This is a genomic window from Halorubrum sp. JWXQ-INN 858, from assembly GCF_009806985.1.
Classification (GTDB): Archaea; Halobacteriota; Halobacteria; order Halobacteriales; family Haloferacaceae; genus Halorubrum.
Genome location: NZ_WUAX01000008.1, coordinates 110,266 through 123,886 on the forward strand (window position 1 = coordinate 110,266; position 13,621 = coordinate 123,886).

A 13,621-nucleotide genomic window follows, 5' to 3' on the forward strand; every position below is an offset into this window, starting at 1 on the left:
CATGGAGTCGGTCGTCGCGTTCACGGACACGTACCTCCCGACCGTCAACGGCGTGACGTACACCGTGAAGACGTGGCGGGACCGCTGGACCGATCGCGGGGGGCGGATGGACGTCGTCTACCCGAACGCGCCGCGGTCGTCCGGGGGCGTCCGCGCGCCGCCGACCGCGCCCGGCGAGTTCCCCGTGCCGAGCGTCCCGTTCCCCTTCTACCCCGGGTTCCGCGCGGCGCTCCCGGCCGTCCCCGACGCCGTCGCCGACGGCGACTACGACGTCGTCCACGCGCACACGCCGTTCGCGCTCGGCCTCGCGGCCCGGCGGTTCGCCCGCCGCCGCGACCGACCGCTCGTCGCCTCCTATCACACGCCGACGGCCGAGTACGCGCGTTACCTCGTCGAGCGCCCGCTGCTCCAGCGCGGCGTCCGCGCGGCGGCCGCGGCGTACGAGCGCCGGTACTTCGGGGCGGCCGACGCGGTCGTCGCGCCGAGCGAAACGACCGCGAACGCGCTTCGCGAGGCGCTCGCGGGCGTCGCGGACGCGCCGCGCGTCCACGCCGTCGGCAACGGCGTCGACCTCGACCGGTTCTCGCCGGCCGATCCCGCGGCGGTGCGGTCCTTCCGCGACCGGTACGGCCTCGGCGACGGCCCCCTCGTCGGCTACACCGGACGGCACGGCCACGAGAAACGCCTCGACGAGTTGCTCGCGGCGGTCGCCGGGCTGGACCGCGAGGTCACCCTCGTCCTCGGCGGCGACGGCCCGGCGCGGGCCGGCCTGGAGGCGACGGCGACTCGGTTGGGGGTCGACGCGCGGTTCCTCGGGTTCCTCCCACGTGAGGAGCTCCCGACGTATTATACGGCGCTCGACGCCTTCTGCTTCCCGAGCCCGGTCGAGACGCAGGGGCTCGTCGCGATGGAGGCGACCGCCTGCGGGACGCCCGTCGTCGGAGTCGACGCGGGCGCGCTGGTCGAGACGGTCGTCGAGGGCGTCACCGGCACCCGCTACCCGCCGGGCGACGTCGACGCGTTCCGGGACGCCATCGGCCGCGTCCTCGACGACGGCGACCGGCTGCGGGCCTCCTGTCTCGACGCCCGCGAGGCGCTCTCGCTGGACGCCGCGATCGACGCGTTAGCGGAGGTGTACGCGTCGGTGACGTCCGGAGGATCCGTGGACAACGGCGGATCCGCGGACAACGGAGGTTCCGGAAGAGGCGGCGAATCCGCGGACAACGGCGGATCCGGAGGGGGCGGCGGAGCCGGGACGTCCGCGGGAGCCCGAGGTCCCTGAGCGGGAGCGTGCCCTCGCTCCGTGACGGTCGTCGCCGAGGAGCGCTCGGCCGTTTAGAAGTCGTCGCCGGGGGTGATCGAGGTGTGCGCGCCGATGAGCGCGCCGGAGAGGTCCGTGTGCTCCAGCGTGACGCCCTCGTCGATGATCGAGTTGCGGACGTCACAGTCGGTGATCGTCGTGTCCTCGAAGACGACGGCGCGTTCGAGCGTGGAGTCGGTCACCTCGGCCCCGTCCATCACGTGGACGACGTCGCCGAGGGTGCTGTTCTCGACGGTCGCGCCGTCCGCGACGAGCGTGCCGCCGTCCAGCGCGTACTCGACGGCGTCGAGGTAGCTGGCGGCCGTGCCGATGTCGTACCACGCGCCGTCGAAGGTGAACGCGTGGACGGGCTGCCGGCCCTGGAGCCACTGGAGGAACCAGCCGGGCTCGTCGGGGTTCTCGCCCTCCTCCAGGTACGCCGAGAGGTCCGGAAGCGTTTCGGCCGGGAACGCGTAGCAGGCGATGGAGACGAGCGTGGTCTTCGGGTCGTCGGGCTTCTCCTGGAAGTCGACGACGCGGTCGCCGTCGAGGTCGACGAGCCCGTACGACTTCGCGCGCTCCTTCGAGCCGACGTCGTAGGCGACGAGCGAGGGCGTCCCCTTCTCCTCGAAGAAGTCGGCGAACTCGCCCAGATCGAAGCTGATCAGGTTGTCGCCGGCGACGACCATCAGGTCGTCGTCGACGTCCTCGCGGTCGACGAGCTGTGCGAGCGCGCCCACGACGCCGAACTTCTCGTCCTCCGCGACGGTCTCCTCGACCGACAGCGTCGGCTTCTCGAACTCGCTGTCCGCGAGGTACGTCTCGAACGGCTCCGCGAACTTCTCGTTGGTCGAGACGAACACTTCGTCGACGCGGTCGTCGGCCTCCAAGTCGGCGAAGATCTCGTCGATGACGGTGTTCTCCCCGACGGGGAGGAACATCTTCGGGCGGTCCTTCGTGATCGGCCAGAGTCGCGTGGCGTACCCGCCCGCGAGCACTACGGCTTTCATACGCGGATCACCAACGGCCGGAACCATACCTCTTGTGCCCGTGTCAACTCCCTCGCCGGACCGCTCCACGATCGATCACGATCGACGACCGGCGATCGGCCCCCGCCCCGCCGCCGACGTTTTATATACGCCCCGCCACGGGAACCCATGGAGACGACGCGTCAGCGCGTCGCCGACCGCCTTCGGGAGGACCCGGCGACCGCGAGCGAGTTGGGCGAGTGGCTGTCGTTGCCGACGCCGGTCGTGTACGACCACCTACAGCACGTGTCGCGGTCGGTCGACGGCGACGAGACGTTCCTCGTCGCGCCCCCGGAGTGCCGCGACTGCGGGTTCGACCGCTTCGACGATCCGGTCAACGAACCGTCGCGATGTCCCGAGTGCCGGAGCGAGCGGATCGCGGAGCCGACGTTCCTCATCGAGTGAGGGGGTGATCGAGGGCGATCGAGAGCGATCGGGGCGGTCGATCGTGGCGCAATACTCGCCGCGCTCGTTCGCGTCCAACAACTCCTCCAACAACTACTCTCCCACTGCCTCCTCGACGATCTCGATCTCCTCGTCGGTCAGCCCGTACAGTTCGTAGACGATCTCGTCGATGAGCTCGTCCGTCTGCTCGATCTTCGCGTCGAGCTCCGCGGCGCGCTCTTTCGTCCGCAGGTAGTTCTCCAGGTCGTCGGCGACGTCGTCGACGTCGGGCAACTCGATCGCTTTTAAGCGGTCGATCAGCGAGTTCGTCTTCGTCGCCGTCTCGCGGAAGTTGGCGAAGCCGCCCGCCTCGTCGACGGCGACCGGCACGAAGTGCTCGATCAGGTCCGCCTCCCGCTCCGTGAGGTCCGTGATCCGGAACGCGGGCAGGTACTCCGTCTCCGTGTAGCCCCAGCGGTCCGTTTCGTGCGCGTCCTCGTCGTCGGGCTTGTAGCGGGCGGTGGCCTTTATGAGGACCGTGTTGGGGGACTCGCGATCGACGCGGGCGTCGCCGATGCGGAGGTTGACTGAGGCCGACATTGGAGAGAGTCGAGCTACCAGAGTACGTACCGAGATGGTCTTGAAGTGAGAGATTGAGGTTGGAAAGACTCTCACGTAGTTCGGAAGCGTCTTGAGCAAGACTACTAAGCGTTTGACCGTTTGTCTCAAACGATTCTACTACTGGAAGTTGCTCCATGTACTGCGTTCGGAATTCATAATATAAGCTGTCTGCCGTGTTCCCTTCGAGTTTTGCAACGATTTGTGAGAGATAGAACAAGCACAAGCTACTGTTCAGAAACGCTAAAAGTCCAAGATCTGAAGAAGGAATGAAAAAGCACTTGTTATTTGCATAACGGTGTTCTCCATCAAATACGAAACGGGCCTCAGGCGCAATCTCCGGATACAGGATTTTGTCTGATTCGATGAACTCAACGTATGCCTCCTGGGGCTGCTGAAGTTCGTACCACGTATCAATTGCGGCCCGTTCTTCAAGTTGATCTCTGTACTGTTCGAGATGCTCTTTAACAGCTGGATAGTCCTCGATATCAATACCGCTATGAACGTATAGGAGCCACTCGTCGCCGGATTGGATGTGGTATCGTCGGAGTTGCTTCCCCCTGATTAGTGGCTGAATGAGTTCTTTTGTCCGAGAGTCCTTGTTGACAAGTTCATTTTTTAGCGACTCGTCAATAATGAATGCTGAATTGAGACCGGTTTTTATTCCCCAGCCAATTTGTCCATCGTCAATCCACTCTGCTAATGGTTCCCCATAATCTTCGACCTTATCCATCAGGTTAGATATATCGGAGCCAACGAGTCGCCAAGTCTCACCGTGGAGACCTTCGTTTGATACTTTGTATCCAGTCTTTTCTACTTCTTCTGAAAGAGAACTAAAGTTAAGATTCTCAATTGCCGCATAATGTCCAGGTTCGCTCGAAACCGTGTTCCGTTCGGCAAGAACAATTGCAGAGCGGACCGTGGCATCGGGAAAAACAGGAAGCCCTCCAAAATCAACAATTTCTCGGATAGCGGTATCGCGCCCAAGTAAATATCGGACCGATTTACCGTAGTTCGCTCTGAGAAACTTATTCGAAATAATTGATCCGTACTCTCCCCCCAACCTTGTCAGTTCAGTCGATCTTTCTATGAAATACGTATATAAGTCAGTCCGAGCAGCATGAACCTCGTAGATACTGGCCAAGTATTCCTTGAGTGATTTGAATTCCTCCATTCGAACATACGGCGGATTCCCCACAACTGCATCGAATCCGGCCCCAGCCAACTTCTCCCCGTCGCTGTCGAAGAACACCTCGGGATACTCCAACTCCCAGTGGAAGAAGTCCTGCTCGTCGGCCGTCGCCTGCGCGTTTGTAAACCACGGCTCGTCCCGGATCTCGGCCCAGTCGGCTTCGTCCTCGATCGCGCCCGCCATCCGCTCGTAGGCGTCCGCGGGGACGTCGACGCCGAACTCCGCCGCGGTGTGGACGTTCGCCAGTTGGAACAATCGCTTATAAAGGGGGTCGTCGCGGATCTCGTCGTACAGCTCCTCCATCGATTTGACGTCGTCGAGCGTCTCGTTGTCGAACGCGAGCAGGTCCGCCATCAGCTCCATCACGTGTTCGAGCGTGTCCTGTCTGACCCTGGCGAACGCCTGCGTCAGCGTGAGCTGGCCGCCGCGCTCCTCGGTGTCGTCCGAGAGCACCTCCGTGACGTCGCTGCCGACGAGCGAGTTGCCCGCTTTTAAGTGGTGGTCGAGGAACGCGAGCGGCTGGTCCGCCGCCAGCGTCTCGAGCCACATCGACAGCTTCGCGAGTTCGACCGCCATCCCGTTGATGTCGACGCCGTAGATCACCTCCTTGGAGATCTCCCGGCGAATGTGCTGTTCGTCCAAGAACCCCGCCTGCTCGTCGAGCGCCCGCACTTCGTCCATCACCTGCTTCGAGAGGTACCCCGTCGCCTTCGTCAGGAAGTGTCCCGACCCCATCGCGGGATCGAGGACGCTCAACCCCTGGACCCGCGTGAAGAACGCCGCCGCGTACTCCACCGTCTCGGGTTCGTACCCCTCCGCACGGAGGTCCGCGTGAATCTCGTCGAGAAGGGGATCCACCGTCTCCTCGACGATGTACGTCACCACGTAGTCGGGCGTGTAGTACGCCCCCGTCGCCTTGCGCTCGCCCTCGTCGTTGACGACGTACAGCCCGCCCTCCTCGACCACCTCGACCGCGTCCGCGACCGCGACCTCGTCGCCCGACTTCCACACCTGCCCGCCGTCCGCCGCGACCGCCGCGACGCCCGCTTCCGGCGCGATACGGAACTCGTGTTCGAGCAGGCCCTCATAAATGGAGCCGAGGTGCCGCGTGTCGAGGTCGGCGTAGTCGGCGGGCACGTGCTCGCCGTCGTCGTTCTCGGTCGTCGACAGCCAGAAGATCACCTCCGCGATGTACGGGTCCGTCACCTCGTTCTCGGTGAGGAACGCGTGGTCCTCGCGGCTGAACAGCCCCCCGTTGTACGGCGGGACGTCGAGTTCCTCCTCGCCCTCGTCGATCAGCTCGAACAGCTCCGTGAGCCGGCCCCAGATCGACGAGGAGAACCGACTGTACTCGTCGGCGAAGGCCGCGCCCGACTCGACGTCGAGCCCCTCGACGTCCTCGAGGATCTCGCTCCGCTTGGCTTCGAGGCTGAAGTACTCCTGATACTCCTCGCTGGCGGCCGGGTCGTCGGGGTCGATCAGCCCGCGCGACTCCGCGTAGAGGACGAACATCAACCGGTAGAGCAACACGAGCGACTGCTCTTTCAGCTCGTCGCGGGCCGCCTCGTCGTCCGGGTCGATCTCGAGGTCGTTCGACTCGACGAACCCCTTCCCGAGCACGCGCAGCGCGCGGAACACGTTGTCCTGCAGGTCCTCGCCGAGCTCCTGGGCGGCGGTCTCCGACTCGGTCCACACGTCGTCGAGGAAGGAACTCCCCGCGTGCTCGACGAACGCCGCCGGCCGGAAGAAGACGTAGAAGTACTTGAACGCCTCCAGACTCCCGCTTTCGAGGACCTCCGGCAGGTCGACCTCGTAGTAGGTCTGCGTCTCGTAGTCCTTCGTCCCGTAGAGTCGCCACTTCTTCCCGTCGGTGAGCACGCCCCATCGGAGGTCGCCCGGCGTCCGTTCGAGGTAGAACTTGATCTGGTGTGAGGCGTCCCGGTAGGAGCGTTGCTCCGAGAAGAACCGCTCGAAGTCGGCGTCCCACTGCTTGGCTTCGAGGATCGCTAACGCCCGCGAGAAGTGCCCCTCCGTGCCGCCGTCGAGCGCCTGGGTGGCGCTGTCGCGACGCACGTCCTCGTTCTCGAAGAGCAGCCGGTCGACGTAGCCGCCGCCGTCCGGCAGCGTCACCTCCGAACTCGTCCCGTAGCCGAGAACGTCGAGGATGTCGGCGATCCACGTGTCGATGAGTTCGTCCTCGTTGTACGACGGAAGCAACGACCCCTCCCGTTCCCAGCGGTCACGGATCTGCTCGAAGGCGGCTTCCGCCTCCTCGTCACAGTCCCACGCGTCGAGATCGGCGACGCGCTCGTCGAGGTAGTATCCGGAAAAAAGGTTCGAGTTCCGATACGGGCCACTGCCGAGTGTGGCTTGACTCATGTGATACCCGATCCACGACCCAGCGGTACCAAATAGATGGCGGAGGACGAAGCCACGGGCCGCGATCCCCGGCTTTCGCCCGGCGTTCCGGTGGGTGGAGACGCGAGTCGGTCGGATCCGCATGGACGCTTGGCGCAGTGACGGACACGCCGTCCCCTCCGTTACCACCCACCGGATTCCCGTCACTACCCACTGCGTCGATCTCCGCGTTCGCGAGACGACGATCTCCCTGTGTCCGCCGCTCCGGCTTCAGCATCGACCGCTCGTGAGGCCACTCAGGGTTTAAAAACGGGCCGGGCGCGATTTGAACACGCGACCGACGGATTAAGAGTCCGTCGCTCTCCCTAACTGAGCTACCGGCCCTCATCCTCTGTTCCCCGGTCACGGTAAAAGGCCTTTTCATTCACCGATCGCGGCCGCAGGCACCGAAGTGTGAACCGGTTGCCAGTTAGTTGTTTATTACTTGTAGATAGTATAAGATTGAAAATAGTTATGCTCGTTGGTAGCGATTCGCTGTCGTATGACAGACGACCCGATGCGAGAGACCGTTGACCGTCGACGCCTGCTGAAAGCCGCCGCAGCGGCCGGTATCGTCGGCGTGGCCGGCTGTGCGGGCGACGACCCTGAACCGATGGACGACGGCGATGACGTCGTCGACGAGGAGCCACCGGACGACGATGACGGCGTCGACGACGGGGACGACGACACCGACGACGACGGCGACGACACCGGCGAGCCAACCGACGTGATCCGCTGGCACGCCGGCGGGACGGGCGGGACGTACTACCCGCTTTCCGGGGAGTTCGAGGGGATCATCGAGGGCGCGACGGACTACGACGTCGAGGTGTCCTCGACGGGCGCGTCCGTCGAGAACGTCGGCAGCCTCGGCAACGGCGACGCGGACTTCGCGATGATCCAGAACGACATCGCCTACTTCGCCGCCACGGGGTCCGGCCTCGAGGCGTTCGAGGGCTCGCCGATCGAGAACCTCCGCGGCGTCGCGACCCTGTACCCGGAGACCATCCACGTGATCATCAACCCCGACGCCGGGATCGACTCCATCGCCGACATGGAGGGCATGCGGATCAACACCGGCGACCTCGGCAGCGGGACCCAGGTGAACGCGCTACAGATCCTCGAGTCCGTCGCGGGGCTCACCTCCGACGACTTCGACGAGCAGAACACGGACTTCACGCAGGCGGCCGACCAGCTCCGCGACGGCGACGTCGACGCCGCGTTCGTCGTCGGCGGGTGGCCCGTCGGCGCGGTCGAGGAGCTCTCGACGACCGCGGACATCGAGATCCTGAACATGGCCGACGACGAGCGCGAGGCGGCGCGCGCGGACGCCTCCTGGTTCGCGGACGACACCATCCCGGGCGGCACCTACGAGGGCATCGACGACGACGTGGACACGGTCTCCGTCCAGGCGATGATCGCGAGCCGCGAGGAGTACAGCGCCGACGTCGTCGAGGACGTCACCGCGGCGATCTTCGACAACGTCGACCAGCTGTCGATCAAGGCGGACTTCATCACCGCCGAGTCCGCCCAGGACGGCATGTCGATCGACCTCCACGAAGGCGCGGCGCGCTACTTCGAGTAGCGTGAACCGCGGGTTGCGGGCCTCGACGAGCGTCCCCGGGGTCCTCCTCGTCGGTGCGATCCTCGTGACGGCGGCGGTCGGTGCGGCGGTGTTCACGACGGCGACGTTCGGCGTCGCGATGCCCGTCGAGGGCGGTTCGTCAGCCGACGGCCCGTCTACCACCAGCGACACGTCCGCCGACAGCGACACGTCCGCCGACAGCGACACGCTCGGCGACAGCGACACGCTCGGCGATAGCGAGGTCGACAGCGACGGCCCGGTTCGGTCGACGCTCGTCGTCGCCGACGGGTCGGGCGCGGAGCTCGTCCGCGTTCCGGTGTCGACCGACACGGAGGTCGTCCTCGAGTACACCCACAGCGTCGAGCGGACCCTCGTCCGGGACGTCTACGTCCCGACCGACTGCGGGCTCACGATGACCCGCATGGAGTTCAGCTCCTTCGGCGCGGGGCTCCCCTCCGAGGCCGAGGTGACGGAGCGGGACGGCCGGTACGTCACCGAGCCGCCGCGCGTCGAGTACCGGCCGTTGCGCGTCGGGACCGGCCCGATCGCCGACCACGACCTCGTCGTCGGTGACGAGCGGTACGACCTCGCGGGCATGGCAGACGGCGGACCCGTCGAGCTAACCGTCGAGCGTCGGGAGGGCTGCCGATGACGACGAGCGAGCGAAGCGGGGTGGTGTCGGGCGCGGACGCGGAGGAACCCGACGAGCAGGTGTACGACGAGATCGACACGCGACGGACGCTCCGCGGGATCGCCGCAGTTACGGTCTCGGTCGTCGCGATCGCCTTCTCGGCGTTCCAGCTGTGGATCGCGGCGCGCGGGTTCGTCTTCGAGTTCACGGTCCCCGGGCTCGAGACGGTTCGGATCGGGGCGCTCGCACAGCTGCAGATCCGCGCGATCCACGTCAACTTCGCGCTCGTGCTCGCGTTCCTGCTGTTCCCCGGATCGACGGGGACCGGCGCGATCACGGGGCGACTCGCCGCGATCCCGCCGGCCGTCCGCTCGCGGTTCGGGGACGGGCCGGTCACGGCCGTCGTCGAGCGCGCCCACGACGGCGTCCGGTGGGCGTTCGTCGACGCGTCGTCGACGCGGATCACGCCGTCGGACCTCGCGCTCATCGCGCTGTCGACGCTGCCGACGATCTACTACGTCACCCGGTACGACGAGGTGACCAACGTCGTGCGGATCCGCGGGCTCGGAGGGGCCGCCACGCTCGGCGACGTCTACCCGTGGCTCGCGCCGCTGGAGGTCGGACCGTTCGCGACGTACGCGTTCGCGTACCTGATGGGCGTCCTCGCGATCCTGCTCGTCTTGGAGGCGACCCGGCGGGCGCTCGGGCTGTTGCTCACCGTGCTGGTCTCCGTGTTCCTGCTGTACGCGAAGTACGGCTACCTGCTCCCGCGTGACGCCCCGGGGATCGGCATGTTCGCCACCTCACAGCTCCGCTGGGATCAGATCGTCCAGAACCTCTGGTACACCGTCGAGGGGATCCTCGGGGTCCCCGTCGGCGTCTCCGTCCGGTTCATCTACATCTTCATCCTGTTCGGCGCGTTCCTGGAGATGTCCGGGGCCGGCAAGTGGTTCATCGACCTGGCGTACTCGATCACGGGCACCCGGCAGGGCGGCCCGGCGAAGGCCAGCGTCGTCTCCTCCGGGTTCATGGGAATGCTCTCGGGCTCGTCGGTCGCGAACACGGTGACGACCGGCGCGCTCACCATTCCCTTGATGAAACGCTCGGGCTACTCGCCGGAGTTCGCCGGCGCGGTCGAGTCCTCCGTCTCCTCGGGCGGACAGATCCTTCCCCCGGTGATGGGCGCGGCGGCGTTCCTCATCGTCGAGTACACGGCGACCCCGTTCCGCGAGGTCGTCATCGCGGCGACGCTGCCCGCCCTCGCCTTCTTCTTCGGGATGTGGGTGATGGTCCACTTCGAGGCCGCAAAGGAGGGTATCGGCGGCCTCGACCGGAGCGAACTGCTCGACATCGGCCCGCACATGCGCCGCGGCTGGTTCTACCTCGTCCCGCTCGGGCTGCTCCTCTACTACCTCGTCATCGCCCGGCTCTCCGTGGGGCGTGCCGGCTGGCTGACGATCGCCGCGACGGTCGCGCTCATCGCGATGGTCGCCGCGTACAACGAACGGACCGGCCCGGCGCTCGTCGGCTCCATCGCGGCCGGCTTCGCGCTGTACGTCGCCACGCTGTTCACGACCGGCGTGACGCCCGTCGGACTCCTCTACGGGGAGACGGGACCGGCGCTCTCCGCAGCCGCGGCCCTCCGCGAGGCGGTCGCGTCGCTCCCGACGATCGTCACCGCGATCAGCGTCGTCTTCCTGCTCGCGGACCCGCGGGGGGACGCCCCGCTGCTCGAGCTCGACGACACCGTCGAGGAGGCCGCCGCGGCGACCGACGAGCGGCTGGGCCGCGAGATCGCGAACACCCGAACGGGCCGGTTCACCGCGTTCGTGCTGAAGTCGATGGACAACGGGGCCCGGACCGCGACGATCGTCGTGGTCGCCGTCGCGGCCGCCGGCATCATTCCTGGCGTGATCGGGATCACCGGGCTCGGCGGGAGCCTCCGAGCGCTCATCCTCGACGTGAGCGGCGGGTCGCTCGTGCTCCTGTTGATCCTCGCCGGGATCGCCTCCGTCATCGTCGGGATGGGGATGCCGACGACCGTGATGTACATCATCATCGTCGTGCTCCTCGGCCCGGTGCTGCCGGAGTTCGGCATCGCGATCCTCGCGGTCCACCTGTTCGTCCTCTACCTCGGGCTCATGGCTGACGTCACGCCGCCGGTGATGGTCGCCGCCTACGCGGCCGCCGGGATCGCGAAGTCCGACCCGTTCGAGACGGGGAAGACGGCGTTCCTGCTGTCGTTGAACAAGATCCTCGTCCCGTTCGCGTTCGTCTTCGCGCCGGGGATACTGCTGCTCCGGTCGCGGGAGGACGGCGACTCGTCGCTGATCACGTTCGCGGACGTGGCCGACCTGGGGTTCTTCCTCCCCGAGGTCGTCGCGCCCGTACTGGCGACGTTCGCCGGCGTGTACGCGCTCGGGGTCGCGATCATCGGCTACTACCACGCGTCCGTCTCCCGGGCGTCCCGGGCGGCGCTCATGACCGCAGCCGTCTTCCTCTCGGTCCCCGGGATGGTCCTCCTGCCCGCCGGAACGGCGCTCGGGACCTTCGGGGTCGACGTCATGCTACACACCCTCACGAACGACCTCGCGCTTCGCGGGGTCGGGGCCGTGATGCTCGTCGCCGGGCTGGTCAGGAACCGCCGACGCGCGCGGACCGTCGCGGACCGCGCGGCGGGCGGGACGGTCGGCGGCGAGGGCACGGAGACCGACGCGGGGACGGAGACGGAACCGGGCGCGTCGTCCTGATCGCTCGCTCGCGGAGCGCCTCCGGTCCGTCGACTGCGGAGCGCCTCCGGTCCGTCGACTGCGGAGCGCCTCCGGTCCGCCGACTGCGAAGCGATCTTCACCGCCCGACGGCGGCGTGATCGCCGTTCGGAACCGTTCCTGCGGCCTCGCTCGTCGAGAACACACTCGTTAAGTGCGATCCCACGGAAATCAACCCAATGAGTAGTGGGGTACGCGGATCGGCACGGACGCGGTACGCGATCCTCGGCTGTGGGAGCGTCGGGCACGCCGTCGCCGAGGAGCTGACGGACCGCGGCAAGGACGTGCTCATCCTCGATCGCGACGAGAGCCGAGTCGAGGCCCTCCGCGACCAGGACCTCAACGCACAGGTGCGGGACATCTCCGAGCCCGACGTCGTCGACGCGATCGGCGACCGCGACATCATCCTGATCCTCGCGTCGGACGTCGAGGCCAACAAGGCGGCCGTCTCGGCCGTCCGCGACCGCGGGGGCGACCAGTACGTCGTCGTCCGCGCGTCCGACCCGGTCAGCGAGGACGAGCTCCGCGACCGCGGCGCGGACGTCGTCATCAACCCGTCGACGGTCATCGCCGACAGCGCCCTCCAGTCGCTCGAGACCGGCGAGCTGGAGTACATGGCGCGCCAGCTCGCCGAGATAATCGAGGGGACCGACGGCCGGATGGCGATCCTCACCCACGACAACCCGGAGCCGGACTCCATCGCGTCCGCGACCGCGCTCCAGGCGATCGCGGCGGCGTTCGACGTCGAGGCCGACATCCTCTACGCCGGCGACGTCGGCCACCAGGAGAACCGGGCGTTCGTCAACCTGCTGGGGATCGACCTGCTCGCCCGCGACGACGCGCCCCCGTTGACCGAGTACGGCACGCTCGCCGCGGTCGACCTCGCGAAGTCGGGCGAGGGGAACGTCGAACTCGAGACGGACGTCGACGTCTACATCGACCACTCGGAGACCGAGACCCCCGTCGAAGCCCGGTTCGTCGACGTGCGAACGAACGTCTCCTCGACGTCGACGATCCTCACGAAGTACCTCCAGGAGTTCGACCTCTCGCCGTCCGAGGCGGTCGCGACCGCGCTGCTGTACGGCATCCGCGCGGAGACGCTCGATTTCAAACGCGACACGAGCCCCGCCGACCTGACGGCCGCCGCCTACCTCCACCCGTTCGCCAACCACGACACCCTCGAACAGGTGGAGTCGCCGTCGATGTCGCCGGAGACCCTCGACGTCCTCGCCGAGGCGATCCAGAACCGCCAGGTGCAGGGGAGCCACCTCTTCTCGACGGCGGGGTTCATCCGCGACCGCGAGGCGCTCGTGCAGGCGGCCCAACACCTCCTCAACCTCGAGGGGATCACGACGTCGGCCGTGCTCGGCATCGCCGACGACACCATCTACCTCGCGGCGCGCTCGAAGGACATCCGGCTCGACATCGGCAACGTCCTCCAGGAGGCGTTCTCCGAGATGGGCGACGCCGCCGGCCACTCCACGCAGGGGTCCGTCGAGATCCCGCTCGGGATCTTCACGGGGATCGAGACGAGCGAGGAGAACCGCGACACGCTCCTCCAACTCACGGAGGAGGCGGTGCGGCGCAAGCTGTTCGACGCGATGGGCGTCGAGCGCGGCGGCGAGGCGACGAACGGGTCGTAGGCCGGAGCGGAAGCGGCCGAACGCGCCGGCGGCGACCCGGAACGGCGGGCCGCTGTAAGCAACTATTTAATCGCCCAC

8 protein-coding genes and 1 tRNA gene are annotated in these 13,621 nt (G+C 66.8%); 6 read left to right on the top strand and 3 right to left on the bottom strand.

The genetic code is table 11. The features are described 5' to 3' along the window. The first annotated feature begins 1 nt into the window (after position 1). Complete coding sequence (locus tag GRS48_RS05945) at positions 2-1,282, top strand: glycosyltransferase (RefSeq protein ID WP_159484526.1); 1,281 nt, start codon at positions 2-4, stop codon at positions 1,280-1,282. Positions 1,283-1,335: 53 nt separating this feature from the next. Here the strand turns inward: GRS48_RS05945 and GRS48_RS05950 are convergent, their stop codons facing one another. Further along, positions 1,336-2,310, bottom strand: a complete 975-nt coding sequence (locus GRS48_RS05950) for a sugar phosphate nucleotidyltransferase (RefSeq protein WP_159484528.1) — start codon at positions 2,308-2,310, stop codon at positions 1,336-1,338. A gap of 147 nt (positions 2,311-2,457) precedes the next feature. Between GRS48_RS05950 and GRS48_RS05955 the strand changes: the two genes are divergently transcribed. After that, on the top strand, positions 2,458-2,733 hold the full coding sequence (locus GRS48_RS05955) for a transcriptional regulator (protein WP_159484530.1): 276 nt from the start codon (positions 2,458-2,460) through the stop codon (positions 2,731-2,733). Here GRS48_RS05955 and GRS48_RS05960 read toward each other — a convergent pair. Then, positions 2,723-7,087 (bottom strand): Eco57I restriction-modification methylase domain-containing protein, encoded by a 4,365-nt coding sequence (locus GRS48_RS05960; protein ID WP_321168314.1) that lies wholly within the window; start codon positions 7,085-7,087, stop codon positions 2,723-2,725. The genes GRS48_RS05955 and GRS48_RS05960 overlap by 11 nt on opposite strands. Before the next feature lie 103 nt (positions 7,088-7,190). Then, positions 7,191-7,264: transfer RNA gene (locus GRS48_RS05965), tRNA-Lys, on the bottom strand. Between the two features lie 157 nt (positions 7,265-7,421). Between GRS48_RS05965 and GRS48_RS05970 the strand changes: the two genes are divergently transcribed. The 4 genes from GRS48_RS05970 (at position 7,422) to GRS48_RS05985 (ending at position 13,543) form a co-directional block, all read left to right on the top strand. Further along, entirely contained in the window at positions 7,422-8,501 is a 1,080-nt protein-coding gene (locus tag GRS48_RS05970; RefSeq protein ID WP_159484532.1) for a TAXI family TRAP transporter solute-binding subunit, read from the top strand. A gap of 1 nt (position 8,502) precedes the next feature. Continuing rightward, complete coding sequence (locus tag GRS48_RS05975) at positions 8,503-9,153, top strand: DUF1850 domain-containing protein (RefSeq protein ID WP_321168315.1); 651 nt, start codon at positions 8,503-8,505, stop codon at positions 9,151-9,153. Next, a complete protein-coding gene (locus GRS48_RS05980; RefSeq protein WP_159484534.1) occupies positions 9,150-11,882 on the top strand; it encodes a TRAP transporter fused permease subunit in 2,733 nt (910 codons plus the stop codon). Before GRS48_RS05975 ends, GRS48_RS05980 begins: the two co-directional genes overlap by 4 nt. A gap of 197 nt (positions 11,883-12,079) precedes the next feature. Continuing rightward, positions 12,080-13,543 carry a DHH family phosphoesterase gene (locus GRS48_RS05985; RefSeq protein WP_159484536.1) on the top strand — a complete coding sequence of 488 codons (1,464 nt, stop codon included), beginning with the start codon at positions 12,080-12,082 and terminating at the stop codon, positions 13,541-13,543. Positions 13,544-13,621 lie beyond the last annotated feature (78 nt).

Excerpts from the sequence above, each read along its gene's own strand:
- GRS48_RS05945 (WP_159484526.1), top strand. The coding sequence starts at position 2 with ATGGAGTCGGTCGTCGCGTTCACGGACACGTACCTCCCGACCGTCAAC.
- GRS48_RS05980 (WP_159484534.1), top strand. The coding sequence starts at position 9,150 with ATGACGACGAGCGAGCGAAGCGGGGTGGTGTCGGGCGCGGACGCGGAG.
- GRS48_RS05955 (WP_159484530.1), top strand. The coding sequence starts at position 2,458 with ATGGAGACGACGCGTCAGCGCGTCGCCGACCGCCTTCGGGAGGACCCG.
- GRS48_RS05950 (WP_159484528.1), bottom strand. The coding sequence starts at position 2,310 with ATGAAAGCCGTAGTGCTCGCGGGCGGGTACGCCACGCGACTCTGGCCG.
- GRS48_RS05985 (WP_159484536.1), top strand. The coding sequence starts at position 12,080 with ATGAGTAGTGGGGTACGCGGATCGGCACGGACGCGGTACGCGATCCTC.
- GRS48_RS05970 (WP_159484532.1), top strand. The coding sequence starts at position 7,422 with ATGACAGACGACCCGATGCGAGAGACCGTTGACCGTCGACGCCTGCTG.